The 26,556-nt window shown below is 38.4% G+C and carries 24 protein-coding genes; 8 read left to right on the forward strand and 16 right to left on the reverse strand.

Annotated elements, in window-relative coordinates; genetic code table 11:
- Position 1: 1 nt before the first annotated feature.
- A complete protein-coding gene (locus H6G14_RS25085) occupies positions 2 to 904 on the reverse strand; it encodes a hypothetical protein (protein ID WP_190570660.1) in 903 nt (300 codons plus the stop codon).
- Between the two features lie 128 nt (positions 905 to 1,032).
- Here H6G14_RS25085 and H6G14_RS25090 point away from each other — a divergent pair, with 128 nt between their 5' ends.
- Positions 1,033 to 2,226, forward strand: a complete 1,194-nt coding sequence (locus H6G14_RS25090; protein ID WP_190570661.1) for a glycosyltransferase family 4 protein — start codon at positions 1,033 to 1,035, stop codon at positions 2,224 to 2,226.
- Here H6G14_RS25090 and H6G14_RS25095 read toward each other — a convergent pair.
- The 3 genes from H6G14_RS25095 to petJ form a co-directional block, all read right to left on the reverse strand.
- A complete protein-coding gene (locus H6G14_RS25095; protein WP_190570663.1) occupies positions 2,209 to 3,360 on the reverse strand; it encodes a glycosyltransferase in 1,152 nt (383 codons plus the stop codon). The two genes, H6G14_RS25090 and H6G14_RS25095, sit on opposite strands and share 18 nt — an antisense overlap.
- A gap of 152 nt (positions 3,361 to 3,512) precedes the next feature.
- Complete coding sequence (locus H6G14_RS25100) at positions 3,513 to 4,532, reverse strand: aldo/keto reductase (RefSeq protein WP_190570665.1); 1,020 nt, start codon at positions 4,530 to 4,532, stop codon at positions 3,513 to 3,515.
- A gap of 26 nt (positions 4,533 to 4,558) precedes the next feature.
- Positions 4,559 to 4,894: a cytochrome c6 PetJ gene (petJ, locus tag H6G14_RS25105; RefSeq protein WP_190570667.1), complete on the reverse strand. Its 336-nt coding sequence runs from the start codon at positions 4,892 to 4,894 to the stop codon at positions 4,559 to 4,561.
- A 325-nt stretch (positions 4,895 to 5,219) separates the two neighbouring features.
- Here petJ and H6G14_RS25110 point away from each other — a divergent pair, with 325 nt between their 5' ends.
- On the forward strand, positions 5,220 to 6,020 hold the full coding sequence (locus H6G14_RS25110; protein WP_190570669.1) for a histidine kinase: 801 nt from the start codon (positions 5,220 to 5,222) through the stop codon (positions 6,018 to 6,020).
- A gap of 391 nt (positions 6,021 to 6,411) precedes the next feature.
- On the opposite strand, the gene H6G14_RS25115 is transcribed toward H6G14_RS25110, so the two are convergent.
- The 4 genes from H6G14_RS25115 to H6G14_RS25130 form a co-directional block, all read right to left on the reverse strand.
- Positions 6,412 to 6,588: a YqaE/Pmp3 family membrane protein gene (locus tag H6G14_RS25115; RefSeq protein WP_010994340.1), complete on the reverse strand. Its 177-nt coding sequence runs from the start codon at positions 6,586 to 6,588 to the stop codon at positions 6,412 to 6,414.
- A 162-nt stretch (positions 6,589 to 6,750) separates the two neighbouring features.
- Positions 6,751 to 7,164 carry a phage holin family protein gene (locus H6G14_RS25120; protein WP_190570671.1) on the reverse strand — a complete coding sequence of 138 codons (414 nt, stop codon included), beginning with the start codon at positions 7,162 to 7,164 and terminating at the stop codon, positions 6,751 to 6,753.
- A 194-nt stretch (positions 7,165 to 7,358) separates the two neighbouring features.
- On the reverse strand, positions 7,359 to 7,700 hold the full coding sequence (locus H6G14_RS25125; RefSeq protein ID WP_190570673.1) for a 2Fe-2S iron-sulfur cluster-binding protein: 342 nt from the start codon (positions 7,698 to 7,700) through the stop codon (positions 7,359 to 7,361).
- Between the two features lie 14 nt (positions 7,701 to 7,714).
- Positions 7,715 to 9,874, reverse strand: coding sequence for a Tex family protein (locus H6G14_RS25130; RefSeq protein ID WP_190570675.1), 2,160 nt, complete (start codon positions 9,872 to 9,874; stop codon positions 7,715 to 7,717).
- A 241-nt stretch (positions 9,875 to 10,115) separates the two neighbouring features.
- Here H6G14_RS25130 and H6G14_RS25135 point away from each other — a divergent pair, with 241 nt between their 5' ends.
- From H6G14_RS25135 to H6G14_RS25155, 5 genes are all read left to right on the forward strand, one after another.
- Complete coding sequence (locus H6G14_RS25135) at positions 10,116 to 10,322, forward strand: hypothetical protein (RefSeq protein WP_190570677.1); 207 nt, start codon at positions 10,116 to 10,118, stop codon at positions 10,320 to 10,322.
- A 976-nt stretch (positions 10,323 to 11,298) separates the two neighbouring features.
- Positions 11,299 to 11,910, forward strand: coding sequence for a PEP-CTERM sorting domain-containing protein (locus tag H6G14_RS25140; protein WP_190570679.1), 612 nt, complete (start codon positions 11,299 to 11,301; stop codon positions 11,908 to 11,910).
- A 1,342-nt stretch (positions 11,911 to 13,252) separates the two neighbouring features.
- The gene (gene hpsJ-A / locus H6G14_RS25145; protein ID WP_190570681.1) at positions 13,253 to 14,035 is read left to right on the forward strand and encodes an HpsJ-like protein, cyanoexosortase A-associated; all 783 of its coding nucleotides are present in this window, start codon (positions 13,253 to 13,255) and stop codon (positions 14,033 to 14,035) included.
- A gap of 221 nt (positions 14,036 to 14,256) precedes the next feature.
- Positions 14,257 to 15,117, forward strand: coding sequence for a cyanoexosortase A (gene crtA, locus H6G14_RS25150; protein ID WP_190570682.1), 861 nt, complete (start codon positions 14,257 to 14,259; stop codon positions 15,115 to 15,117).
- 5 nt (positions 15,118 to 15,122) lie between these two features.
- Positions 15,123 to 15,782, forward strand: a complete 660-nt coding sequence (locus H6G14_RS25155; protein ID WP_190570683.1) for a cyanoexosortase A system-associated protein — start codon at positions 15,123 to 15,125, stop codon at positions 15,780 to 15,782.
- 298 nt (positions 15,783 to 16,080) lie between these two features.
- Here H6G14_RS25155 and H6G14_RS34255 read toward each other — a convergent pair whose 3' ends face one another.
- Positions 16,081 to 16,218 carry a hypothetical protein gene (locus H6G14_RS34255; RefSeq protein ID WP_190570685.1) on the reverse strand — a complete coding sequence of 46 codons (138 nt, stop codon included), beginning with the start codon at positions 16,216 to 16,218 and terminating at the stop codon, positions 16,081 to 16,083.
- Between the two features lie 1,138 nt (positions 16,219 to 17,356).
- Here H6G14_RS34255 and H6G14_RS25165 point away from each other — a divergent pair.
- Positions 17,357 to 19,012, forward strand: a complete 1,656-nt coding sequence (locus tag H6G14_RS25165) for a hypothetical protein (RefSeq protein ID WP_190570687.1) — start codon at positions 17,357 to 17,359, stop codon at positions 19,010 to 19,012.
- Positions 19,013 to 19,033: 21 nt separating this feature from the next.
- Here the strand turns inward: H6G14_RS25165 and H6G14_RS25170 are convergent, their stop codons facing one another.
- The 7 genes from H6G14_RS25170 to H6G14_RS25200 all read right to left on the reverse strand — a co-directional run bounded on the left by H6G14_RS25170 (position 19,034) and on the right by H6G14_RS25200 (position 26,410).
- A complete protein-coding gene (locus H6G14_RS25170) occupies positions 19,034 to 19,597 on the reverse strand; it encodes a YdcF family protein (RefSeq protein ID WP_190570689.1) in 564 nt (187 codons plus the stop codon).
- Positions 19,598 to 19,670: 73 nt separating this feature from the next.
- A complete protein-coding gene (locus H6G14_RS25175) occupies positions 19,671 to 20,438 on the reverse strand; it encodes a glycosyltransferase family 2 protein (RefSeq protein WP_190570691.1) in 768 nt (255 codons plus the stop codon).
- Between the two features lie 68 nt (positions 20,439 to 20,506).
- On the reverse strand, positions 20,507 to 21,706 hold the full coding sequence (locus H6G14_RS25180) for a glycosyltransferase (RefSeq protein WP_190570693.1): 1,200 nt from the start codon (positions 21,704 to 21,706) through the stop codon (positions 20,507 to 20,509).
- Between the two features lie 32 nt (positions 21,707 to 21,738).
- Complete coding sequence (locus tag H6G14_RS25185) at positions 21,739 to 23,100, reverse strand: O-antigen ligase family protein (protein ID WP_190570695.1); 1,362 nt, start codon at positions 23,098 to 23,100, stop codon at positions 21,739 to 21,741.
- Positions 23,101 to 23,110: 10 nt separating this feature from the next.
- Positions 23,111 to 24,226 (reverse strand): glycosyltransferase family 4 protein, encoded by a 1,116-nt coding sequence (locus tag H6G14_RS25190; protein WP_190570697.1) that lies wholly within the window; start codon positions 24,224 to 24,226, stop codon positions 23,111 to 23,113.
- A 16-nt stretch (positions 24,227 to 24,242) separates the two neighbouring features.
- Positions 24,243 to 25,370: a glycosyltransferase family 4 protein gene (locus H6G14_RS25195; protein WP_190570699.1), complete on the reverse strand. Its 1,128-nt coding sequence runs from the start codon at positions 25,368 to 25,370 to the stop codon at positions 24,243 to 24,245.
- 50 nt (positions 25,371 to 25,420) lie between these two features.
- Positions 25,421 to 26,410: a hypothetical protein gene (locus tag H6G14_RS25200; protein ID WP_190570700.1), complete on the reverse strand. Its 990-nt coding sequence runs from the start codon at positions 26,408 to 26,410 to the stop codon at positions 25,421 to 25,423.
- Positions 26,411 to 26,556 lie beyond the last annotated feature (146 nt).

Raw genomic sequence — 26,556 nt, forward strand, 5'->3', positions numbered from 1 at the left:
ATTATTTAGAAAGTAACTTGGCTAAATTCAGTATTTGATAACAACTTAGGAATATAGCTGCGATTGTTTCATATAAAGTATTTTCTACTTCTGCACATTGAGGTGCAATTCTGGCACTAATATTAATAGCTTTATCTGTAACTTTTAGTAATCGTAGTGTAGATGATTGGGGGAGTTTAACTGCACTATTAACTTCGTTTTGCAAAACTTTAATTGCTCCATACCGACTTTGAGGATAAGATAACTTTAAATCTACATCTAAGCCTATAGGTTTAGTTTTTGTCTTATACTTTTGCTTTCCACTACTGCCACGCTTCCAGCCATGTTCTTTTTTAGACAGTTGAGTTAAACTCAGATTGAAACGAGTTTTATCCAAAAATTGACCTTGTAAGTGTAACCATTCATGACGATAACTATCTACTTTCCATCCTGACTTATATGGGTGAGGATTAGTACCTATTTTGTTGTTATCAATTTCTATAGGTTGAAAAGACAGTTTTAAATCAAATATAGATGCTTTATCCATATCTCTGGCAAGCATCTGTAAAATCTGTTTTGTTAAATTATATCGATGGTTACTAATATTTGTTTTTTTATATCGACTCCGTTTCACTAAAGCACTAATGCAAGCAATTATCAGCGCAATTGTGACTAGGAATAGCCCTATCATGGATAGGCTGAATATAGGATGATTGTTACTTGCAACTAATAAAATAAAAAGTAAGGCACAAGAAGTTAATATTCCCAGAAAATAGAATAAAGCTTTTTTACCATACTCTTTTTGCTTCATTTCTGAAAGCTGATCAATTTCTGCAATTTGTTGTAAATCATCTAATATGTTTGCTAACGGAGATTGTGCTGTGTAGAGCAAATCTTTTCGCAAATTGTTTAATTCAATAGCCATATTATCTAAAAGTAGTGATAATTATTGAAATTTTATTAACTTTAAGTAAATAAAAAAATTAAATCATCCCAGTTTCGCCGCAAGTATATCAAACGGAAAATAACCTGTCAACGAATTTATAAACTTGTATGAATAAATTGAGTATTGCTTATATTACTTTCGATATTGTACCAGCACCAAAAGGGGCATCAATTCATATTGAGGCTTTTTCTTCGGCTTTAGCAGATGCTTATGAGGGAATACATTTATTAACAGTTTCACCAACGGCGGAATTAATAGGATCAGACCAAATTCATTTAAATATTAAACAAGTAATGTTACCTGCTTTGGGTGATGATTTCATTCAGCGAGTGTTATACTTCCGCCGCAGATTACAAGGTTGGTTAAATAACCGTAGATTTGATATCATACATATTCGCTCAATTTATGAAGGTTTGATGATTGCTTGTAATAAAAAGCAATATTGTAACCAACTTATCTTTGAAGTGAATGGTTTACCTTCGATTGAGTTAAAATATCGCTATCCGGCTGTAGCTGATGATGGTGAGTTACTCTATAAGCTATATTCCCAAGAGCAAATTTGTTTAGATGCAGCAGATTTGATTGTAACCCCCAGTCATGTAACTGCTAAATATTTGCAAGGAAGGGGAATATCAGAGAATAAAATTAAAGTTATTCCTAATGGCGTAGATTTAGATATATTTATTTGTAAAAATACTCGGCAGTTAAACATCAATGTAGGTCATTTACCTTACCAGATGCTATATTTTGGGACGCTTTCACCTTGGCAAGGGGTGAATTTAGCAGTTGAAGCCTTGGGGTTAGTGAATCGAGATTTTCCTGCTTGTTTGACAGTGATAGGACAAGGGAGAAATCATCAGATAAAAACTTTAAAACAACTAGCTTACAAACTGGGTGTGGCAGATAAACTGAATATTTTAGAACCCATGTCCCAAAAAGATTTGGTTGTACATATTCATAGTTCGGATGTTATTTTAGCGCCTTTAACGGCAAACGATCGCAACCTCGTCCAAGGTTGTTGTCCTCTCAAGATTTTGGAAGGTATGGCGACGGGAACACCTGTAATTACTAGTGATATACCAGTCGTACAGGAGTTGGGAGACAACGGAGTTCATTTCTTATCAGTCAAACCAGGTTCAGCAAAGGCAATTAAGGATGCTGTAGTACAGTTACGAAATGATAGAGAGTTAGCAACTCAACTAGCTACCAATGCCCGCCAACGTATAGAAGCGCATTACACTTGGCAAGGCGCGGGTAAGGAGTTAATTGCGGCTTATGAGGAATTAATTACTGTTGACTAAACAATCAATCACAATTTGTAGTTGCTGTTGTTCTTGAGAGATAGAATAATTGGTGAGGATGCGATCGCGTGCTGCTTGTTGAATGCGATTTTTCTCTCCTGCTGGCATTTCCAAACACTCCAACACCGCCTCACCTAATTTGTGGAGATGAGAACGAGGCAGTAAAAAGCCATTTTCACCATGTAAAATCACTTCTGGAATACCACCAGCATCACTGGCGATACAGCAGCAACCGCAAGCCATCGCTTCTAACAGTGCGTTGGGCATACCTTCCCACAATGAAGGCTGGAGGTAAACATCACATAACTGTAGATAGGCGGCGACTGCTTGTAAGTCGGCTAAATGTCCTGTCACTATTACCCTTTGGGCATCTTCTGGCTGCTGACTGGCATATAATTGCAACACCGATTCTTGAGAAGTCCTCACTTCACCAATAATTAATAGACAAGCTGGACGCTGTTGGCGGACTCTTGTTAAGGCATTGAGGAGAAACTGTTGTCCTTTTTTTTCCCGCAATTCTCCACAAAATCCTAAAACTACTTCATCATGGGCGATTCCTAAAGTAGCCCGCAGATTAGTTTCCGCCAATGGTGCGAAAATATCTGTATCCACGGCATTTTTCAACACCAAAACATCATCTCTTCCACTCAATAGCTGAATTTTCCGCGCCATATCCGCACTTACGGCGGTGATTACTTTGGCGTGTTGCAGTGTCCATTGCAGCCGGGCAAAATCTCCAGGGGGAAACATTTCTCTATCAATATCATTACCACGGGCGCTAACAGTACTGGCTATTCCTTGCAAGGCTGCAAACCATGTAGCTAAGAAGCCGCTAGGAAACAAGTAATGCCCCCAAACTGCATCATAGGCGCGAGTTTGATGCAGCCACTCTAAAAAATTAAGGGTGTGGGGCATTGTCATATCCCAATGGCGATATAAGCCGATACGATAGACGCGGGGTTGTGCATCTGATGTGGGTGGTGAGACTTCCCCTGGTTGCAAGTAACGACTCCAACTGACAACATCAACTTCTACACCTAATTGGGACAGTGTTGTTACTAGCCGTGTGGCACTAGTCGCCAAACCCCCTAAATCTGGGGCGAATCTTTCTGTAATTAATAAAAGACGTGTCACGTCGCTTCGCTCCGAATTCAAAATTCAAAATTCAAAATTAAATACCCCACAGATAAATCCGGGGGCTTGAATTAATGTTGATTCTTCGCTTTGGGAGGGTGTAGGGGGGTAAGGGTGTAAGGGTATTAAATTTCATGCGTAAGCCCCAGTTATTATCGGCGATATTCGTCACCGCAATCACCGATTAAGTGATACAAATCTCGTGATTGATTGGACATTATGTTGATGCGATCGCTATCTTCTGCGTCTAAACTAAAACTAAATACCTTAGCATTATCTGCCATATGTTCAGATATCCCTAATCTGGCACCCACTATCACACCAGCAACGGCTGGTTTATCTAATATGTAGCGTGTTGCCACATTCGCAATGCTAACTTTATGCTTATCAGCAATTTGCTTGAGGGTAGACAATAACTCTTGAAATAAGCGCCAACCACCCCAAGCATCAACCATATTTTTGTACTTACGTAAGCTGGTTGTACCCAAATCAAAACCGCGTGGTTCTGGTTTGCCAATATATTTTTCCGATAATAAACCGCCGCACAATGTACCATAGGTGAAAAGTTTAATGTCATGCTGTTGACAAAATTGCACCATATTCACTTCAGGACGGCGGTCAACTAAAGAAAACTGTACTTGGTTAGAAACGATTTTGATTCCAGCTTCAGTAATAATTTGCAAATGTTCTGTGTCAAAATTAGTCAAAGCTAAATGCTTGATTTTGCCCTCGGTTTGTAGTTCTGCCATATATTTGAGGGCATCTAAATAATTTTTATCTTGATAGTCCCACCAGTGGAACTGCATCAAATCTAATGACTCTACATCCATTCTGCGGCGGGAGATATCTATATTTTCCTCAACCAGTTTTTTGGTCATTCTCCCAGGACGAGGAACCCATTTCGTAAATGCTTGAATATTAGCTAATGCTTCTTTGCCACGGTTAGCAACTAACTGACGACGAAATTCACCAATAAAGTCTTCCGCCGGGCCATAATGGTCTGCTAAATCCCAAGTAGTAAAGCCTGCATCCACATACTGAAACATAGTTTGAATAGCAGCTTTGGGATTAATTTTCCCATGTCCGCCAGATACTTGCCACATTCCATTTAATATGCGGCAAATGTTTAAATCAGAGGTAAATTGCAACCGGCTGTCTGCTGATAGTGCCATTTTTGTGAATTTTGAATTCTGAATTACTAACGCCAGCCTTTCTCTGCTTGTTCTAGAACGTAAGCAGCTACATCTTGAATCTCTTGTTCGCTGAGACGGTCTTTATAGGCTGACATATTATTTTTACCATTAGTGACCATCGCTTCAACCGCTTCTAGGGAATCCATCCCATATTTTTTCAGCGCCTTCTTTTGCAAATTCTTACCACGGCGGATGATATTACTACCATTGATATGACAGCCTGCACAGTGAACACTAAATATTTGTTCGCCGTTCACTGTGTCTGCTGCATTTGCAGGCGAACTCAAAGTACTTATCAAAAATAAAAGGGTTACTAACACTAATTTAATCAAATTCCGCACTCCAATTCTCCTGTAATAATTAAATTATTAACCTACGTTACTAGTTATTAACTCATAGACTGGAATGGTTAATGGTTAGAGACTTCTTTTCAATTAGCAATTACCCAATCCATAGACTATGTTTACAAAACTAGTAGCCTAACTGATGAAATACATACTTATCATCCCATAGAAGGACAACAAGTTATACATGACTTGCTGAGGTATGAATATTCTCATTTTATGTCTCAAGGAAGTACCAGCACCATGAGGACTAAATCATAATGTGAATGGAAGAGTATGTACAAAAATTTTATCCAAATTATCTAAATCACAAGAGTTGAAAATGGCTAGCAATATCAAACAGCAAATTCAAGCAGACTTGCAACAAGCAAAAGCAACTGGACAGCTAAAAAGTGAAAGAATCAGAGAAATTGTCAAAGCCGCAGTTGCTCAAGTTTCCTCCGAGTTGAAAGAGGGTTCTAGTGAAATTCGTTCCTTAGTTAAAGATGCAGTGTCCACTGTGATTGAAAATCTGCAAGACAAAGGTACAGAAATTAAGGAAGAAGTTACAGCTTCAATTGAAGGAGCTATCGAAGGTGTTCATACTAAAAGACATGAGGCGATAGTCAGAAGTCAGTCAGAGTTACAAAGGTTACAAGCTCAAATTGATGGTGAAGAAGCCAAAATTCAGCAAGAAGTTGATGGTATTTTAGCGGAAATTGCCGAGAATGGTCAGCCAGAAACTGCTAGCAGAAAAACTGTCATTGACTCCGCTATTGATGCGATCAAAAATAGTGAAGAAGTTTCCCTATTACAAAAGCGTTACGCCCAATTACAAGCACAACTATCAATTGTTAGGGCTAATTTGGCGGCTCGTTACGGTGGACGGTCAGAAGAAGTCAAAAATTATCTGGACGAGGCCAAAACCTGGTACGAGCAGGCTCGTCCCCAAGCTGAAGTTCTAGCTACTCAGGTAGAGGAGAAGCGATCGCAAATAGATAGTAAACTAGGAGAAGCTGGTACATCCCTAGCCATAAAAGAGCGTCAAATCAAGCAAACTTTAAGGGAACTATTACTAGCCACTGCCGATTTGTTCAAAGATAAAGAACATCCGGAGCAACAGAGAGAAATTACACGCAAGTAATCGAATAGGGGAAAAATAGCCCAGGCTTATGTGATAAGCCTGGGCTATTTAAATTTTGAAAAATCAGTATACTTGTTGACTGTTAACAGACTGGAGAACTTTTTATAGCTGTTGACGGTTGACGGTTTTCTGTTGACAGACTTGAGAGCCTTTTACCGTCAGGCTTGTATCTTACCTTGATACCATAATTTATCGTAAAATCAAGGGTTTAAATCCCCAACTCTAACTGTCGTTAATTTTGAATTTTGTTGGCGTAGCCTTCCCGTTCGCGGTAGCGTTGCGTAGCAAAGGGTATTTTGAATTTTGAATTGTTAACTAGCTACGGTTATATATAAAAATAGGCGGGAACTTCCCGACCTATCTAATCTAAAAAAGTGACATCTAACTTCAATTAATAATTAAACTGTTCTTCGTGTTTAGCGATTACCCAAACAGCATGAATACTACCGGGTAGCCAACCTAAGAGTGTCAGCAAAATATTAATTACCAAAGTTGGGCCGACACCGACTGTCAAAAACACACCTACAGGAGGTAATAGTAAACCGAGAAGAAGACGAAGTAATTTCATGGGCTTGTTGCTACTTTTCAAATGTTATTTATTTACATTGTCGGAAATCAATCAAATTACTAACTCCATCTCCAGAATTAACTTAATTTGATGATTTACAATACATACTCAAGCTTGTGTTACGAGAAGATGTAATTTTAGCCACGCTTGTGCTTACAAGTTTTATCGGGAAGATAATTCACTTTGTGATGGTAATTCACCTGGTGTTTTTGCATCACCTGTCAAAGCCAGATTCTTCTCCACAAAGTAATTATTAATGAAGGTATTAGCAAAAGAAAGAACTACCGGCCCCAAAATAAAAGCAAGAATGCCGTGGACGCTGAACCCAGGAACCAAAGCTGCTGCTAATGAAAAACACAAACCGTTAACAATTAGGGAAAATGCACCGAAAGTTAAGAAGTTAAGCGGTAATGATAGAGTAGATAGAACTGGTCTGACTGAGCCGTTAATTAATCCAATCACTAAAGCAGCGATGATGGCGGCAGGAAAGTTAGCAATATTAACACCAGGAACTACTAAATCAACAATTAATAGGCTGAGTGCTGTAGCTAAAGCGGTTAAAAACATTCCCAACATTTTTTTACCTAAAATTCAGTAATAGATTATTTGTTTTCGCTATTACTATCTTGAATATTTAAATAGGTAAAAGCATCTCTAGCAAGATAGATTACCTTTCTACCATCTGGAGTATTTTCGGAAAAATCAGATAAAATTACTCAAAAATCAGGAAATAGCTACTTATTGTAAAATTACTCTGATTCAAAATGAGATTATTCTGATTTCCCTGCATTAGATTGATGGTAAAGCGAGGAATTATACAAAACTTGCTCTTGATGAGTTTCTAAAGTGCAATCTGATAAGGGATAGGTAACGCAGGTGACAACGTAGCCATTCTCAATCTCATCAGGACGCAGGAATTTCTGCTCACTTTGGTCAACTTCACCACTAATAAGTTTGGCAACACAAGCAGAACATTCTCCCTGTTTGCATCCCGATGGTAAGCGAATACCGGACTCTGCGGCTATATCCAGAATATATTGATTGTCTGGTACTGAGATAATGCAATCTAATGCGATCGCACTATTCATAAGTCGGACTTGATAAATTGTCATCTGCCAAAAGTAATCTATTGCTTCACTGCTTTCATCGACAAACTAATTCGTCTTAATTTGGCGTTGACTTCCAGCACTCTCACCTTCACCACTTGTCCCACCTTGACAACTTTCTTTGGGTCATCAACAAATCTATCAGCCAGTTGGGAGATATGCACCAACCCATCTTGATGTACACCAATATCGACGAATGCACCAAAGTTAGCAACGTTGGTGACAATTCCCTCTAATTCCATCCCCTCTTGCAAATCGGTGATTTCTTTAATCCCTTCCTTGAAGGTGGCGTACTTAAATTCGGCGCGGGGGTCTCTCCCCGGTTTCTCTAATTCGCTGAGAATGTCCCGCAGTGTCGGTTCACCAACTGTCTCGGTGACGTATTTCTTCAAGTTGGCTTTTTTGAGCTTTTCGGCAATTTGTGTTACCTGATTTAAAGCTACACTTAAATCAGATGCGATCGCTTCCACTACTGCATAACTTTCTGGATGCACTGCTGTATTATCCAAGGGGTTCTCACCGCCACGAATCCGCAGAAACCCCGCCGCCTGTTCAAAAGCTTTCGGCCCCAACTTGGGAACCTTCAACAGTTGGCGGCGATTCTTAAAAGCTCCATACTGGTTACGGTAAGCCACAATATTATTAGCGACTGCTGGTGTAATTCCCGAAACAAAAGTTAACAGTTCCTTGGAAGCAGTATTTAAATCTACACCGACGTAATTAACACAGCTTTCCACAGTCTCATCAAGCTTCTTCTTCAATAACTTTTGATCAACGTCGTGCTGGTATTGTCCCACACCAATCGATTTCGGATCAATTTTCACCAATTCCGCTAACGGGTCTTGCAAACGCCGACCAATACTAATCGCACCCCGCACCGTCACATCTAAATCAGGAAACTCTTCCAGTGCGACTTTGCTAGCAGAATATATAGATGCACCAGATTCATTTACCATCACCTTGGTAGGTTTACGGTCTAGTGCTTGTAATACCTGCATAACAAACTCATCTGTTTCGCGGGAAGCCGTCCCATTCCCAATAGCAATTAACTCAATTTTGTATTTTTCAATCAGATTTTTGAGAATTTGAGCCGCTTTCGTCCGTTGTTCCGCAGCTTGGTGGGGAAATACCGCTTGATATTCCAAAAATTTCCCTGTTTGGTCAATAATTGCCACTTTACAGCCAGTCCTAAACCCTGGGTCAATAGCCATAGTTGGCTTCATTCCCGCCGGCGCAGACAGCAACAATTCCCGTAAATTGATTTCAAACGTCCGGATAGACTCAACATCCGCATAGGTTTTCTTCTCAGCAATGACTTCACTGATAAGGGAATTTTTCATCAGACGGTTGAACGCATCTTTCAGCATCGCTTGATAGAAATCCCGAATTCCTCGCATCTTGGTTTTAATTTCTTGAGATTCTAAGTAAGAAAGAACCAAATCTTCTGCAAATACCACATCAAAGCTTAATATTCCCTCAGTTTCACCCCGACACAACGCCAGCAAGTTGTGGGGGGCAATATTTTTGACATTAATTTGATAGTTACGGTACATTTCAAACTTGGTTGTACCTTCCGGGTAATCATCTTTTATGCGGGAAACAAACACCCCGTCTTCTAAGAGATAATCTCGAATATAGGCGCGTAAATCAGCCTTCTCTGCCACTTCTTCCGCTAAAATATCAGCCGCACCTTTTAATGCTTCATCTGCGTTCGTTACCCCTTGAGTTTCGGAAATATATTTTGCTGCTTCTTCCGATAATGATGCAGAAATGGGGTTTTTCGTATTTAAAGACTTAATGAAATCCGCTAAAGGTTGTAATCCCTTCTCTCTAGCAATAGTGGCGCGAGTCCGGCGCTTAGGACGATAGGGTAAGTATAAATCCTCAAGTTCAGTTTTTTGTAAACAAGAGACGATTTTCTCTTTTAGTTCATCCGTCAGTTTATTCTGTTCGGTAATAGCTTTCAAAATTACCGACTTTCTTTCTTCTAATTCCGTTAAGTAAGTATACCTATCAGCCAAATCACGCAACTGCACCTCATTCATCTCACCAGTGCGCTCTTTGCGATAACGGGAAATAAAAGGAATAGTCGCACCTTCCGCCAAAAGTTCCAGCGCATTTTGCACCTGAAAGGGTTTGAGTTCTAGTTCAGTTGCCAGTAGTTGAGGAATGTTCAGCATCGGGTAATGATTAATTTGAAAAATTTACGCCTAAAGGTACTATGCTAAATCCTTGTTCTAGCATTAGTAGCAAGTATTAAGTTAATTTACCAAATGATTACGTAATATTGAAAAAAATACGGTAATTTTAAGTAATATACTGTCACTCCACTTGCTAAAATAAGAGATTACTCGATATATAAGAATAGCTCTCACTTCGCTTTAGCAAAAGTTTACATTTTAAGTGGGAAGGTAAGTAAAAATGCCCATGTTTTTTTTGGTTCCCCTCGTGGCTGGTTTAGCAACTGGCTACATATCCAAAAAATGTCAAGATGAAGTAGCTTATATTATCAGTACATTTACAGTGCTGAGTTTGATTGTGAGTCTAGTCCTAGCACCTTGGCAAATACAAACACTACTGCTGATTGTGGTATTTGTTAGCACCAACAGGTTTTTAAAAAGAAATTAGGGACTTCCAGATAAAAAATATCGAAAGTGTAGGGTGTGCTACTTGCGAAAAAACCTAGCTATACCAAGAAGTTATTCATACTGACGCACCCTACCAATTAGACTGAATATGAAGTATGAATTTCAAAATATGATGCTTCTAACTGATGCACCCTATCCCTGTGCATCGTGAGTACATCCCCATCTATAGTTAGATTCTATCAACAAGATAGACAACATACTCGAATATACCCCAATATAATTCATTTAAAGCTAACAACTTAGACTGGTCTAGGTTGGATGAAAAAACGGAACCCAACATTCTCAAGACTTTATTGGGTGACTCTATCCCTACGCCCAACCTACTATTCTCTTAAATGAAGCGTATAGGGATATACCCAGATATTACATATTTTCTCTTACCATAATATAAAGATTATAAAGAATATTTGCACAGTAAAACCCAATTTAGTTATCGTCACTACTCTCTTCGCTACTGAACACATAACGTAGTTGATATTACGGAAAATAAAGCCTTAGCCGTTGCTGCATAGCTGCAAGTTTGCGAATTTTCTGGAGGCTATGAAATCAGGAATATTGCAAAAATAGACAATTATTGCAAATAAAGATTTCATGAAGTAGATTCGGTATATATTGTACAGTAGGTACTTTATATGCGAATGTACTGAACACACCAAGTTAAATCATAGATACCAACTAATAGGATAGTAACAACATCATCTTAATCATTCAAAAATATATAGCCTTTATAAATGACGGTAACGACTTAAATTCAGGTGTAGTTTTCCTATAAGATGAACTGGGCAGTTAGATTTTAGTATTTAAAACAGATTAATGTGTAGTTTGTCTACACTTCTACAAACCTCACTTTTCAAGGCTAAGTATATTTTAGATAAAGATGAAATTTTACTTATTAGAACGCTGGATATCTGTGATATTTCTAGGAACTTCTCTTTGATTAGAGCTAATCAGAATCTATGAAAGTATCGACAATCTTACCTGTTTTGTCAGCAATAGCGTTAGCACCTATCGCTGTAGGCTTGCTTGAAGCACCTGCTTCAGCCATAACCTTTGTGTTGAGTGGTGTTGATTTTCCTCCTCCTGGAACTGCCGGAGGTACAGCAACAGGTTCGTTTGAGTATAATCCAACCTCAAACCTCTTATCAAGTTGGAATCTGAACACAACAGCCGGTGCTGTAAGTGCGTTTAACTATACTACAGCGACAAGCTCTGGAGACGCTCCTAGTAGCGTAGGCTTCGTATCAGGTTTACAAGACCAAGTGTTCTTTTTTGAAAGTAATACCACAACGCAAGCTTTGGCTATTTTTGTCAGACCTCTTATTGGTGCTGGAGTCAATAACACCATAGGTGCAACATATGACGTTTTTGTTGGTGAAGGCGCAATTTCTGACTTAGACTCGGTTTTTGGGAACCTCATAGCGGGGACTACTTCAGCAGGATTTAGAGTAAGTACTGGTACATTAACTGCGGTACCAGAACCAATCACTATGGCGGGACTCGCTCTGGGTTCTGGATTTGGTGTACTACTTCGTAGAAAGTACAAAAAGTCGGCAAGTGTCTCTAACTAGTTGAGCGTCTAATTTTGCAGATGGCAAGCGAAGCATACAAGCTAAAGCAGACACGATAAGGTAGATGCGGGTGCGTCAGTGCGAAAAAACCTAGCTGTAGCAAGAAATTATTCATACTGACGTACTCTACCAACCGTGAATTTGGCATAATCTATGCTATTTCTATCTAACAAGTTACATACCTCGACCTACCATAACTGAAACCTAGCACATCTCAGTTGAATGAGCAGCTTTGATTTGATATAGTTAGGGTCTTTTTTAAATAAGCTATTAGGGAAATTTAGAAGTATATAAGAGGTGATTTAGGCTAAAAATTACGGCTATACCTTGCATCTTATAGACCATATTTTTCCCTGCTTCCTATAACTCAAACTTCATCCACAGATTCAGCGACTAGATCAGTTCAACACAAGCATTCTTGCTTGTATTATGGCTTAGGATTTTATTTTTAACGTTGGATTCATCAGATTGAAAAACCAAAGTTCAATCATGATAATGAATTACTCAACTCAATAAATTAGAATAGACACACCAGTGAATTATAGGTATGGTGGGCATCGCCCATCATGTAAACACTTTGATTTATTCAATAATCACATCAAGTTCATATCTGCTCTTTGGTGGATATATTTAGATACAATTGCTGTTGTGTGAAATAAATATTAAACATTAAGTTCAGTAACTTATATATTTGAATTAACTCATAGATAATATAAAATTATGCACAGGTTATCAGCATCACTAAGAAACAGTGAAATATGGCTATTAGGAATAGCAGGATCACTAATAGGAATTTACTTGACATTAATTGGGCGAAGTGATAACCCTACAAATCTTTATATAAACTTTTTATTTTTGATAACCATATATTTTACACTTAAGGAAAAGCACTATAAATTAAGTTTAGAAAATTTATTCTATGCAAATATTGCTGGATATATTAAGCAGAATCTTGGCATAAACGCCTCTTCTTTGATGCTCCATCAAGAGGGAATTAGGATATTACGGGCTTGGTATAGACCAACAGGAAGCCTATTTTAAGTACCTGTATTAACTCGCGGGGAAGAAGTACCTTTACTCATGAACAATTCCGGAACAACCGCCTTTCTCAAGATATCCAATTAAACCGTATAATACCTATTCTATTAGGTAAGGAAATGCTTTTAGACAAACATTGTCTGCGGGTAAATTTATCAATTTCTAATAGGTAATTCTTCCCCAGAAGAAGCCTACCAAATATTAGATAAAGCTTGGTTTTCCTGGTATCAGTGGTGGCAACCACGATTTCCCAAACCCTAAATTTTTATCCCCGGATTTTTTGTAATTACCTTTGACTAAACTTATGGCCGAAACTGACATTCGTGAACCTAATATCCGCGAAACTGACAACCAAGAAAAAGATATCCGTGAATTTGTTGAACTAGAATTCACTAAATTAAGTAAATTAGTAGGGACTATACAGCCTCTAATAGAGATAATTAATCTTTGGCGATTACTTGGCTATGGAATGTTGATGTTGGCATTCCTAGAGATCATTGATATCTTTGTGCCACCAAGCTTCATGAATCCCAATTGGGAATTTCAAACGATGGGAAGATTGGTAAACCAAGTAGGTGTCCCATTGATTGCAATGTTATTCGTATTTTCGGGTAAGTTAGCAAAACGAGCCAAATGGGAACCACGTATCTTAAGCGTCTTATCTCATTTAACCCTAATAGTGGCGTTGTTATACTTGCTACTGATACCTTTAGGAGTACTTAATACAGTACGTTTGTATAATACCAACCTACAGCAAATTAGGACTGGCTATGAGCAAAGACTATCTCAAGCTAATCAGGTTGAAAAGCAGTTGAGCCAAACTTCACTAACAGAGATTGATAGTTTAATCAAGCGCCAAGGCGGCTCATTAAACGGTAGAAATCCTGAAGATGTAAAGAATCAAATTTTTTCAGAACTAACTCAAGCCAAGCAACAACTTAAAACACAGAAGGAAACAAATCAGTCTTTGGTGAGTTTGAATTTAATTAAAAATTCCGTCAAGTGGAATTTAGGAGCTTTAATATCAGCAGTTTTGTTTTTTATTGCCTGGAAGGAAACACGCTGGGCAAGAAAAAGAACATTATAGTTCAAGCTAGTTTAACTAGTTAAGCCAAAAATTAGAGCGAATAAAACAGCCCTGACTAGCCCCCATTAAAAAGGAGGAAAATGAATCAAATTCCCCCTTTTTAAGGTGGATTCAGGGGTATATCAAAGGACTTAATACATCACAAAAGACTTTTAAAACATCCTCTAATACCTAGAGCCTGAATATCAGAATTTTTAACAAATATCCATTGTTAAGTTCAAATGGAACACACCAAAAAAATAACAAATATATTAACTAAGTTTCCCGAATCCCTATTAATAGGAATAGGCGGAAGTTTAATGGCTATACACCTCACACTGTTTTGGAGAGACGAAGATATTGTCAGTGTTTTTCTATTTTTTCTATTTTGCGCTAATGTATGGTCTCTGTTGAAAGAAAAACGTCATAGTTTAAACTTAGAAAGTGGATTAATTTCTAGTCTCTTAGGTTTCTTGCTGCTTGTATTGGTGTTTATAAATAGTATATATAAGATAAATTTTACTATTTTATTAGCACTCTCGCCTTTGATATCTGCTATTGCCCTAGCTTTAATAGCTTCCGGTTTTCAAGGATTAAAACAATATTGGTTAGAATTATTGACAATATGCTTTTTCAGTTTACGCACATTGATACCTTTTATTCAGAGAATTGATATATCTCTGATTACTGCAAAATTCTCTTATGTATTACTTTGGTATACAGGTTTCGATGTTAGTCGTTCTGGAGTTGTTATTAATCTGCCCACTGGCTCTGTAGAAGTATATAGTGGTTGCTCTGGTATGGTCGCTATCTTAGATACTTTGAGTTTAGCCGTATTGTTTCTTTTTATGTTTGAATTAACTTGGAAGCAGAAAATTCTCGTACCATCGGTAGCTGCTATATTAGCATTTATTATTAATGGTATACGAGTGTGTCTTATGGCTATTTTAGTAGCAGAAGGTGATAAACAAGCATTTGACTACTGGCATGAGGGTGATGGTTCACTCATATTTTCCATGATTACCGCTTTTATTTTTTGTTGTTTCTGCTGGTTTTTACTCAGCATAAATCAACGCAAAATTCAACAAATCACAGATAATTAAAGGTAATGTACTGGAAAAGTTTTCGTATCCATTTCTTAACTGTAATTTGTGGCACAGGAATATTAGTTTCGGGAATATTAATTATATTTCCCAACTTAGGAAATCCGAAAAATAGGGCGTTTAGTTTTCCTGAAGCCGTAGCTTTACCACAGTGGCAGTTAAAATCTTCTCGTGCTGTAGAACCACCTACAGAAAAATATCAACAGCTTTTATCTCAAAGAAATTATCAATATACAAAAAATGGCCTCACATTAGATATAGAAATGCGTTATTTGCAGAATTTATATCATGCAGATGTCGATGCCTTGATGAAGAAATATACTTCTATAAAACCATCAACTATCGTGCGTTACCAAGCAGGTATAGGCTACTACGGTGTTGGGGTAGACAAACAACAAGCATATCTCAGTGCTTGTATTAATCCACAAGGTGGTAGTACCTTCACTCACCCACAGTATAGGCAAAATAGATATCTCAAAGATATTAATTTTGCTCGCTTAATACCTGTATTACTAGGTCAGGAAGCACTTATAGACAAGCGTTGTCTTTGGGTATATTTATCAATGCCTTCAGGAAATGCCCCACCAGAAAGTAACTATGAAATTTTAAAAAAAGCTTGGGTTTCGTGGTATCAATGGTGGCAACCTCAATTTCCCAAACCTTAAATTTTATTTACTACAAATCGTTTAATACTACGTAAAGTTATGACTGATAGACACCGGAGTAAAAGCAATACCTTGACTACCTAGAACAATAAAAGCGATCGCTCTAGCCCTACGCATATGAAAATCCGAGGTAATAACAAATAGGTGCTGGATACCGTGATTTTTGAAATCTGAAACCAGGGTAGTGAAATTAGTGACGGTATCAATAGCCCGATAATACTAGATAAACACGCTGGTGCGAAAAACCCTCAGCATCAAAAATCTCTCGCACTAGCCGAGGTGAATCACCAGAAGAAACCTACACTTTTAAAGCCGGATACCACCGGGCAATTTCCGCCGCCGCCTGTTCCCTTTCCATCCCACTACCAATAGAGAGTATAGCTTGGGGTTGAGGAGTCTGGTTGTAGGCGATCGCTAAACGAACGGGAATTAACAAGAGTAAAGACAGAATAAAACCCTTTATTATAAAATCAATATTTTGTCAACCCATACAGTAAAAACTTCACCGATCCACCTTTCTTAATATCTTTTGATCACAACTTTGTTCCCCGTTCCCTGCCTGGACTAAAGGACTTTTTCAGCAAGCCCTACCTATAATCAGGCAAATCTATCGACTCCTGTACAACCCGTGACAACCCACAGTAGGGAGCGAAACATCACAAGCAATATGGTAGGTCAATCCTTGGGAGATATTTAGAGACTATAAAGTAAAAGCGATATCTTTAAAATCTAATAGTAGCGATCGCTTTATATCTCTGCATTCCGTATAGTATTTTTTTGATTAATTGACTTTATTTTTTTCACAAACTTATTGTATTTATGTAATATTTGATTTCAGTAACACCACTGAAGGCATTAACTTTTTTCAAGAATAGACTTATAAGCATCGATGATACGAAATAAAGGCATCTACCCAACGATTTTATTCTTGAATTGGACGATGTTGTCAAAAAAAAACTTGCAATTTTAAGCTATTAGTGCAAGCAAGAATCCCAATAAGAGGTATGAAATAATTAATTGTTGTGCTACAACAACTAAGGAGCTAAATGTGCTATGGATTAAGCAAAACTTATTCATATAGCAACATAGTAGTATAAATACTAATGAGCAAAGCTAACTATTTGCCAGACCTGCGTGTATTATACTCTAAGCCGTTGCTGGCTTATCCAAATTATTTTAAGTATCTAACAGATTAGGCAACTATTTAGTAATAGTTTGCTCTACAATGCTTTTCTCTATAAATTTACCAAACCCCTTATTTCCCAGAGTTTTTATGTCATCGGGTGTCGATTCTGCTTGAAAATATAGTCCATTAATTGAATCTTACACTCAAAAGAATTTTGGTTAGACATCTTAAACTTTTCTTAATATTCTTTTCTCTGCACCAAATTTTTTAACTTCTTGTTAGCTGTTTCTATCTAGGAGCAACAGTTCTCAAACAGCCTCTCAATCAGGCTAAATCTTGTTGGCATTTAAGACCTCAAAACTCCATAGAGATTGTCAACTCCTTAAAGTTGAAGTGTTACAAAACGAATCGGTCAAATTACTACTACTAGATCATCAGGACATATTTAATGAAAAAGCTTCATCTACGTTCAATTAGTTCAACCCTTTCTTCAGCATTTATTTACGGCATGACGCTGGGTTTGGCCTTTAACGCCCCACTGTATGCTCAAACTATCCGAATCAATGAGCAATCCACTCCATTAGATCATCTTAGGGCTATGCCTCGCCCCAAATTTAAAAGTGGTGCTAGGTTGCTGCTACCCTTAAGTCAGTCAAACTGCGGTGTCCATAGAGATATCCATATTGAGTTGGCTAACAACTGGGGGTATGGGTTATTAGTTAATAAAGCCAGCTTACATGAATTAGCAAAAGCTAACCCTGGACGCTATAAATTAATTGCGGATATAGGGAGTTTGTATATATATTATCTTAACTATAAGGGAGAGAATCTTAAGCTCCCCATTCTACCGCAAAATACATGGTTGCGCGACGCAAGTAAAAATGTAATTCTTGATGGGAATAGCCCAATAGTCAACCCTGCTGCCCCAGAGGAAACTTTTCGAGTCATAGGAGATCATATTGGTACGCAACTAAGTGAGTTAGAAAGATTCACTGGACAGCCGATTAGAATGATTTTCAATGGTGGTGAGTCGGGAATTCCAGTTATAGGTGAAAAAAATGTTTCTGAATACTATGGAAGAGATCCTGATGTATTAGCTAACTTTAATAGTTCGGGACTACCAGGGTGGTACGAATATATCTCTTCAAGTAAGGCGCGGCACGAAAGATTAATAAAAGAGAGAATCTTTAGCAACTTACAATCGCAAAGCCGTCCTTTTTATTCTCTGTATCAAGAGCAGTACGGCACTGAACGCGGTAGGTGGTGGGGTTGGAAAAGATATATATTTCTATACGAATATTTTTTAAATTCTTATGGTAAACCTGCTGTTTCTGACTATACAGCACCAGAGATGTATTTTAGTTTTCACAACTCTGGATGGACTGGCGTACACTCTGGTAGTCTCGTACCTTGGGATGCCTTAACGCAAGCACTAAATAATGTTTCTGGCTCAATTAGACTAGGACAAAAGTTTTCTTATCCTTGGGTAAGCATGGGTTGGGAGGGAAGCAAAATCTCAAACTCAAAAGAATTTATGGGTATGATGAAGGCCTACTATACAGCCGGAGCTATTGGATCTGTAGGTGGGTATTTTGTATGTGATGGGCCTATATTTAGAGCAATTTATCACAATACGGCTATTGGTTCAGCAACACCTACAATAATTAAACAATATGCTGTACTTGGTCATGTCCATGCGCTCTTTTCGCATCTAGAAGAGTATTTACGTGATGGTGATCTGTTGCCCGGTCCAAATTTGCACCCATACAAAGACACAACTCAAACATTGCCAGCAATGGAGTTTCCTGTAGATGGTGAAACACAACAAATAGAAGCCCGTCCTGGCATATTCGTCACAGTTCCCACCGCTCGTGTCGTTGCACGCAAAATCCGAGGTCAAGACCGTTGGCTAGTTACTGCTTGGGCAAATGTCGGAGAAGATCGCAATATCAGGGTGAAAATTGATAACAAACTTGGTACTTTAACTTTACGTGCAAGGAAAGCAGGTGCTGTATATGTTATCAGGCTTGTGAATGGTCAAATACAACGCACCCTCATAGATACTGATGCAATGCACCCAACAAAGTTTTTGTCTTCTTTATAATCATCTGAATACTTACTAGGTTCAATCAATAACAGACTCAAAGCTTGCGCCTGTATGACTAGTGAAAATCCAAAGTAGAGAGCGTGCTATATCGCGAATAATAGGAACAATAGTTTCTTGTTTGAATTGATCTGATGATACAGAAATTGGCGTAAAGGCAATACCTTGGCTACCAAGAATTAAGGTAGCGATCGCCTTGGCTCTAGGCATATGAAAGTCTGAAGTAATCAGGAATAAATGCTGGATTCCGTGTTGTTTAAAATCTGAGATAAGAGTAGTAAAATTAGTCACAGTATCTACAGCACGGTAATCTAGATACAGACGGCTATCCGAAACGCCCGCAGCTTGGAAAATTGGCCTGACTAATTGAGGTGGAGTCCCCGAAGAAACCCAAACTTTTAAAGAGGGATACAAACTGGCTATCTGCGCTGCCATTTCTTCCCGATCTATCCAAGCACCAAGGGTGAGGATCGCTTGGGGTTGGGGTGACTGGTGATAGGCGATCGCTAGCCGCACAGGAATAATCAGTAAAATCACCAAGATGAAACTCATTATTCCTAAGCGGCAATATTTTTGAATTTTCATCTAGTTTTTGCTGCTAATATTTCACCATCGATCAAATAAACTTGACTTTAATTCTGGCTGTTAAGTTCTGCAATCAAGAGTTGAGTTTTTCTGTTTCTATAAGACGAATGCTTAACAAGATTTCTGCTAAAAAACGCTGAAAGGCGTAGTACCAACCATGCCAGCCATCAAGAATGCCACCTTTAAGAATGAGACAATAAAATAAGATAATGAAAGGGGCAATGACTTTTTGCTTACGGATGCGATCGCCTTGGCTTAATTCATTGCTAGGAGTTGTCAATATTTTCTGTACTTCCAGTACCATATAACGATCCTGCGCCCATAACCAACGACTTAAAGGTTTGCGATCGTCATGGTGAATGTAGCCGGAAAGCATTGCTGAATTACCATTAACTTGCAAAAATTGAGTGTGACCATCATCTATATAAGTGGCTTTGTCTCTACGAAAAAGAACTTGACGGGGTGGAAGTATTGTTCCTTTTAATGGTTTGCCAAAAACACAGTATTTAAATTTAGCGAAGTAGCCATCTATAGAACCATCAAATGGCAAAGTTGAAATTTCATATATTAATTCATCTGTAAGGCTATAGTCTGCATCTAGAGACAAAACCCACGGTGATTGAACTTGCTCTAAACCATAGTTCCACTGTTGAGAATGGGTATCGAATTTTCTTTTAAAGAATTTAACTTGTGAGTAAGATTCAAGAATTTCCAGAGTCGCATCGGTACTATAGCTATCAATAACTATAATTTGTTTTGCCCAGGTAAGATGTTTCAGTGTTCGCGCAATATTTGGGGTTTCATTATATGTAAGAATTAGAGGTGTAATCTGCTCTAACATGGATAAAATCACTTCTGGAAAATAATAGAGAATAACTAGCCATACATAACCTGCACAGGCTTTATCAATTAGCGATTCATAGTAGGAATTGTAAGTTTGTTTGTTAAAACATTATGATATCTATCAATGAGTCTGTTTGTAATTTTACCCCAAGTATATTGTTCCAAAATTAATTTTTGCGCCTGATCACCCATTTTTTTAGCGACATGAGTATTGTTGAAAAAATCTTCTAAAGCATTAATAATCGCTGTCACATCCAAGTCTGGAACATAGCCTAGTTGGTTTTCTTTAACAACGGAAGCTAGAGCCACGCCAGGAGTCACTAAAACCGGAACACCTACAACTAATGACTCTAAAACTGAAACCGCGAAGTTTTCAGAGTGGGATGTGAGAACAAATAAATCTGAACCTTGCATTAATACATCTTTAGTCTCACCATCAACAAAACCCACAATCCTAGTGCGATCGCGTAATCTATTAGAGACAAGCAGAGATTCTATTTCAGCTTCGTAATCAGGACTACCACTACCTGCAAGGATAAAAGTAAAGCGGTGATGAGTAATTTTAGCGAGAGCAGGAATCAAATAATCTAAGCCTTTTTTATGATGGAGCCGAGATAAGAATAAAATTACAGGTTCGTCTATTGGAATATTAAATTTTTGTCGTAGATGGTAACAAGCATCAGAAATATTATTTGGTAATGATATTCCCAGAGGTAAAACAAAATTAGGTGCTTTGAGTCCCAACTGGGACACTTCTTGCTGTTCTTTTTGAGAAGTAAAGTGGATATTCCGACTACCGTTGAGGTTAGCTCTCTCTATAAGTTTGAGGTAAGTTAGCTTTTTACGTGTGCTTTGTTGTAAAGACCATTCACATAGTAAACCATGCGTTGTGACTATGTAGGGAATATTCTGGCTACGAGCGATTGACATGGCGATCGTTGATGGATAGGAGAATAAAGCATGAACGTGTATCAGGTCATACTTAGCCATATTTTGCCAAAGCCATTGAGTCAATTGGCTAGAGAAGGCGTATTCTCTAACTGCCTTAATATTAGGTGAAAAACGTTGAAAAAACCAAATCGGAATATGTTTATATTCAATGCACCTTTGTAAAGGTACATCAAGTAAGTTATCACCATCATCATTGGTAGTGGCAATTTCGGCATCAATATTATTAACTCTTAATGCTTCAACCATGTCTAAGACTGCTTGGCTAGTACCACCACGCACTTTAGACACAGAAGCAATAATATGCAGAACTTTCATTTTAATAAATAATAAAAAGCATCAGAATATTTTTATTGATATAACGATAATTTATTTAACATTTGCTGCTGTGAATAATAATCATTTTGATGTTTGTAACTAGCATCAAGTAAATACTTGCCTAGAGATGTGTATAAAATTAATGCCATAACTGGGAATGACATATTCCCTAATAATAATGCTTCAGAAAAACTACCAGATAAAAGGCAGGATAAGCCTGCAATCACGGTGCTAGTGTGGAGAAAATAACTAGGGTTTTTCTTACTTAATTTTTGCATTTTAATCATCATTTGCAAACAGCCTAAACCCATGAAAATTAAAGGTATAAGGCCTATCAACCCTGTAGTTTCTGCTGCTGCTAGCCATGTATGTTCTCCATACCCTAAACGGTCACCTACTAAAGGAACACCAAAAATTGGATATTTAAGAAAATTTCTCCACATGCCATTCCAAACATCTTCACGTGTGTTTCCTGCTTCTAGAAATCTGTTACTGATTTGTTGATTACTATTTAATATATCTGGATTAATAAAGAAAAATATGATAACCAATATAACAATAGTCAATAAACTTAGGCGCAACAAACTACCACTTCTATTACGATAGAATAGTAAAATAGAAGTAATTGCCATAAATGCACCAGTACGTGAGCCTGTGAGAAATAAAAAATAACCAACAAGCAATAACATAGCTATCCAAAAAGCTTTTAGCCAATCCCATCTTTTATGACTTTCAATGAGAAAGATAAAACAGGGAATCGTACCAGCTAAGAGTGCTGCTGCATGTTGTGCATTACCTGTAGTTCCCATGAATCTTCCGTGTAAGAAGGTCATAGGGTGCATATTAATAGCCCCTTGATATGTGCAGGCTAGAGCAAAAATCACACCAGTCATTGCCAAAGACCAAACACCTAAATGAAAATTGTTGTCATCCTGCAACCAACGAGCAGGTCCTAGTTTAAACATTAGGACTACTGCACCAAATGTCATAGCTGCTAGTAAGGCAAAAACTATATCGCCATACAATGAAACCTTCAAAAAAATCACAGCCTGAAACATAATTAAGTAGTTAATTGGCTGTGGAATAAATACCCGTCGCCAACCATTTTTTGTTTGCATTCCTAGTAAAATTATCAAAGCTAAGATAACTATAGCTAGAGGGCGACCCGTTTCACGTATTTGTTGTAAGGGAAAGACTAATGCTGGTGGTTCTTTAATCCATTGATCTGTGAATTTTGCTAAGGAGGCTGCATAGCAACAACATGAGAGTAATAGCCAAGCTAAACGACGAGAAGTTTTGGCTTTTTCTAAAAGCATCAAGCCCAGAAGAATACCCAACAAGCCATAGGGACTAAAAACTAAGTTAAGAAGTCGGTGAATAAACTCTGATGCCATGTTTAATAATTCAATTTAACTGTTCATTAACCAGCTTACTGGGATTTTTCTTAACTGTGTTTGCTTGATAGGTATTGTGTATAATTTGTTGCCAACGCCTCACCCAAATATTGGCAGCATAGGGAGCTGCTAATTGTTGTGATCGCTTGCCCCATATTGATAACTCTGCATATTCTTGATGCAGAGTTAACATAGCTTGAGCCAAAGCTGTCGGATCTTCTTGAGGAATAATTAAGCCATTATACCAAGGACGAATCACCTCAACGGCAGAACCACAGGTATCGGTACAGATAATCGGTAAACCAGCAGCAGCCGCTTCTATTAATGCCAGTGGCCAAGGATCAAATCTACTAGGTAAAATAAAGGCTCCAGCTGACTGCCAAACTTGTGACATTTCTGTTGGCTGTAAAAACCCTCGATTTTCAATACCCGGTTGTCCCTCTAGTTTTGATTCTAATGCGCCTTGCCCACAACATACCAAATTCCAAGGATGGGATACTTGTGATCTATAAATTTGGTAAGCCTTGACTAGCACATCAACTCCCTTTATGGGAACATAGCGACCAACAAATAAAAATGAACGTGGCCATTCAGACTGGATGCGCTTTTCCCACAGTGGAGACCAAGCATCATAATCAATACCATAAACACCACGAGCAATATTTGCTGGTTGAATTCCCAAGCGGGAAGCATATTGCCAACTACGTTCTCCAGCAACGACAACACTATTTATGCGTTGCAAATAGGAGCGTAAAAACCAAGAAGCTAAGTGCTGTTTCCAAGTACCCCACCAAGGAGTATCCATTGTCATGATTAAGCCTGTTTCATGGAACTCTGAGGTAAACGCCAACTGACGATATGGTTTGTGCAACCATCCGCACAGCACCAAAACATCTGGTGATTCTGCCAACACCAAACGTTTAATTAAATTTGTATCCTGTCTTTCTTGAATATCCAACAGCCGACAGGGAATGCCTTGCATTAATTGGTCAGAAAATGCTGTTTCAGTACGAGCTTGAAAGGCAACAACAAATACATCAACTTCTGGTAATTTATGTAGAGCTAGCCAGCAAGCAGCCATGTAACCAGAGATGTCAGACCAGCAGAAGACAACTTTTATAGTCATAGCTACTTTGTTGATGTTAAGCAAATTTCTGTAAAGCAGTGATTACTCGTTCTGTACACCGCGACCAAGTATATTGTGCTGCGTGTTCACGCCCTCTTTCTCCATATTCTGCTGCTAGTTGGGTGTTTTCTGCCAAGTTAATCAGGATTTCTACTATGGCATCAGTTGCTTCTGGATTAACAACAATCCCAGCGTCTCCAACAATTTCTGGTAGAGAAGCTCTGTTAGCAACAATGGCTGGAATGCCGGCAGCCATTGCTTCGAGTGCAGGTATCCCAAATCCTTCATAGGGAGATAGGAATAACAGCGATGATGCTCCCCTTAGCAACTGGGGTAAATCTTCATCTGGAACCATACCCAATACGGTGATATTGGGATATGCTTTAGCGGCTTCCACGTAATCGGCTTCTAATTCACCAGCCACAACAATATTTAAACTACTTTGGCGCTTCAGCAAAGTTTCTGCGACTGCAAGGACATGATTCCCGCCTTTTTTCTGACGTAAGCCACCGATTATAAGAGTATATGATGCTTCCACGGGACGCTGTAAATCGGCTGGATTTGTTGAGGCTATATCAAAAAAAGATTGCTCAACACCGTTACCAACTACTACAATCTTTTGCGGATCGCCTCCTAATAATTCCACCATCCTCTGCTTAGAAAACTCTGAAACAGTAAACACAATCCGACATTCCGACAAAGCACGACGCACCCAGCGTCCCCACTTGTAGCGAAACCATTGATGCTGCCAAGTACGTGACCAGGGTAAATTGGTTTCAAATGCTTGTACATCATGAATTGTCACAGCAACTGGGCATTTTGACACTGGGATGTAAGTTTCCATCGGTGCGTATAGCCAATCTATTTGTTCTGGCAAATATTTATCCATACGCGGATAACCAAAGAGCTTCCATGTGCGTTCAGTAGTATTTTCTGGCGTGGAAAAAGTGCGCTGGGGTAGGTTACGTAGTGGACAAAGTGGGTCAAGCTTACCATCTTTTCCCAACCACTGACTTGAGAAAAGTAACTCTAACTCTACTCCATTTAGTTGTGCCAGTCCCAGTAAAATATGATTCATGTGCCGCCCTACTCCTGTACAGGGAAGGTATGTACGGATAGGGTGAATATAGGCAGAAATTCTCATAAATTCTTAAGTGCCTATTTGTGATTTTTCAATCATGATTGATGTAAATTTCACTGAATAATGAAATTTTGGCTAACTATTTTTGCAATTTTATGATATCGGGTGTTAAAAAAACGCTGTCTTCTTAAGCTCTGAACAGGAATATGTTTTAGATAATCTAATGCAAAGTTTAAATAAATAAATAACCAACTAAAAATTTGTTTATTCATTAAAAAGGATTTGTAAAACAACTGTTTATGGGGCATTAAGGCATTGAGCTTATAGCCTGCCCAATGGAGTAGAAATATCTGCTTCTTATGATCTAATCCCCCATAATCCCACAGATAATATTTTTCATTTTCCCAATAAATTTTTCCTGGTTGTCTTGCCCACCCATTTTGACAGATGCCACCAATTACTTCTGCAAAATGCCCATAGCGAACAGACTTCATATCACAGCAGTAATTAATAAATGCTTGGTCAGTGTTGCGGGGATTGAGCTGATCCCGAATTTTGAGCGCCTCTTGTGCAAGTTGCTCAAACTCTTCTAAAGAAAACAAACCTTTATAAGAAGCCCAGATACCTGATAAGAAGCCACGCCCTCGTCCCTGTTTTAATAGTTCTTGACGAAATGCTCCCCGCTCGTAAACTTGATCAACAGCACAGTCATAATGCAGAAAATCAAATTCTAGGTTTCTGACCGCTTCAATAAACGGTAGAAGATTGGCTAACACTACCTGACGGACATCTAAATACATAAAATAGTCTAGTGTCCCCCAAAAGGAAGCATAGCGTCGGAACCAATAGGGGCCTGTAGGTGTATGGCCTAGTTCAAATGCTTTACCGATCGCCTCTAAACGAGAAAAGGATGAATCAGTATATATTTCAAATTGGTAAGTATCACTCAATTTTAGCAGGCGATCGCACTGGTCATTAAATGGAATCAGAATCAGGCGTAAATCTGGGTTGAAGGTGCGGTAACTGTTGAGGAAAGCGATCGCCCAATCATAGACAACATCATTGGCTGAGAAATAAACACCAATAGTTGGTTCGTAAGACATTTTTTAGCCCGAATTTACAATTATACTGTCAAGCTTTAATTGACATCTCCCCTTGCTAGAAGCAGAGGGGATTCTAAACTGATGTTGCTACGGCGACTAGAAGTCGCACTTCGCAACGTTTACGATATGATTTATTTAATCGCGTA

Source organism: Nostoc parmelioides FACHB-3921 (assembly GCF_014696625.1).
Lineage (GTDB): Bacteria > Cyanobacteriota > Cyanobacteriia > Cyanobacteriales > Nostocaceae > Trichormus > Trichormus parmelioides.

Coding starts and splice junctions, on each gene's coding strand:
- H6G14_RS25085 (WP_190570660.1), bottom strand. CDS start 904: ATGGCTATTGAATTAAACAATTTGCGAAAAGATTTGCTCTACACAGCA.
- H6G14_RS25090 (WP_190570661.1), top strand. CDS start 1,033: ATGAATAAATTGAGTATTGCTTATATTACTTTCGATATTGTACCAGCA.
- H6G14_RS25100 (WP_190570665.1), bottom strand. CDS start 4,532: ATGGCACTATCAGCAGACAGCCGGTTGCAATTTACCTCTGATTTAAAC.
- H6G14_RS25110 (WP_190570669.1), top strand. CDS start 5,220: ATGGCTAGCAATATCAAACAGCAAATTCAAGCAGACTTGCAACAAGCA.
- H6G14_RS25115 (WP_010994340.1), bottom strand. CDS start 6,588: ATGAAATTACTTCGTCTTCTTCTCGGTTTACTATTACCTCCTGTAGGT.
- H6G14_RS25120 (WP_190570671.1), bottom strand. CDS start 7,164: ATGTTGGGAATGTTTTTAACCGCTTTAGCTACAGCACTCAGCCTATTA.
- H6G14_RS25125 (WP_190570673.1), bottom strand. CDS start 7,700: ATGACAATTTATCAAGTCCGACTTATGAATAGTGCGATCGCATTAGAT.
- H6G14_RS25130 (WP_190570675.1), bottom strand. CDS start 9,874: ATGCTGAACATTCCTCAACTACTGGCAACTGAACTAGAACTCAAACCC.
- H6G14_RS25135 (WP_190570677.1), top strand. CDS start 10,116: ATGCCCATGTTTTTTTTGGTTCCCCTCGTGGCTGGTTTAGCAACTGGC.
- H6G14_RS25140 (WP_190570679.1), top strand. CDS start 11,299: ATGAAAGTATCGACAATCTTACCTGTTTTGTCAGCAATAGCGTTAGCA.
- hpsJ-A (WP_190570681.1), top strand. CDS start 13,253: ATGGCCGAAACTGACATTCGTGAACCTAATATCCGCGAAACTGACAAC.
- crtA (WP_190570682.1), top strand. CDS start 14,257: ATGGAACACACCAAAAAAATAACAAATATATTAACTAAGTTTCCCGAA.
- H6G14_RS25155 (WP_190570683.1), top strand. CDS start 15,123: ATGTACTGGAAAAGTTTTCGTATCCATTTCTTAACTGTAATTTGTGGC.
- H6G14_RS25165 (WP_190570687.1), top strand. CDS start 17,357: ATGAAAAAGCTTCATCTACGTTCAATTAGTTCAACCCTTTCTTCAGCA.
- H6G14_RS25170 (WP_190570689.1), bottom strand. CDS start 19,597: ATGAAAATTCAAAAATATTGCCGCTTAGGAATAATGAGTTTCATCTTG.
- H6G14_RS25175 (WP_190570691.1), bottom strand. CDS start 20,438: ATGTTAGAGCAGATTACACCTCTAATTCTTACATATAATGAAACCCCA.
- H6G14_RS25180 (WP_190570693.1), bottom strand. CDS start 21,706: ATGAAAGTTCTGCATATTATTGCTTCTGTGTCTAAAGTGCGTGGTGGT.
- H6G14_RS25185 (WP_190570695.1), bottom strand. CDS start 23,100: ATGGCATCAGAGTTTATTCACCGACTTCTTAACTTAGTTTTTAGTCCC.
- H6G14_RS25190 (WP_190570697.1), bottom strand. CDS start 24,226: ATGACTATAAAAGTTGTCTTCTGCTGGTCTGACATCTCTGGTTACATG.
- H6G14_RS25195 (WP_190570699.1), bottom strand. CDS start 25,370: ATGAGAATTTCTGCCTATATTCACCCTATCCGTACATACCTTCCCTGT.
- H6G14_RS25200 (WP_190570700.1), bottom strand. CDS start 26,410: ATGTCTTACGAACCAACTATTGGTGTTTATTTCTCAGCCAATGATGTT.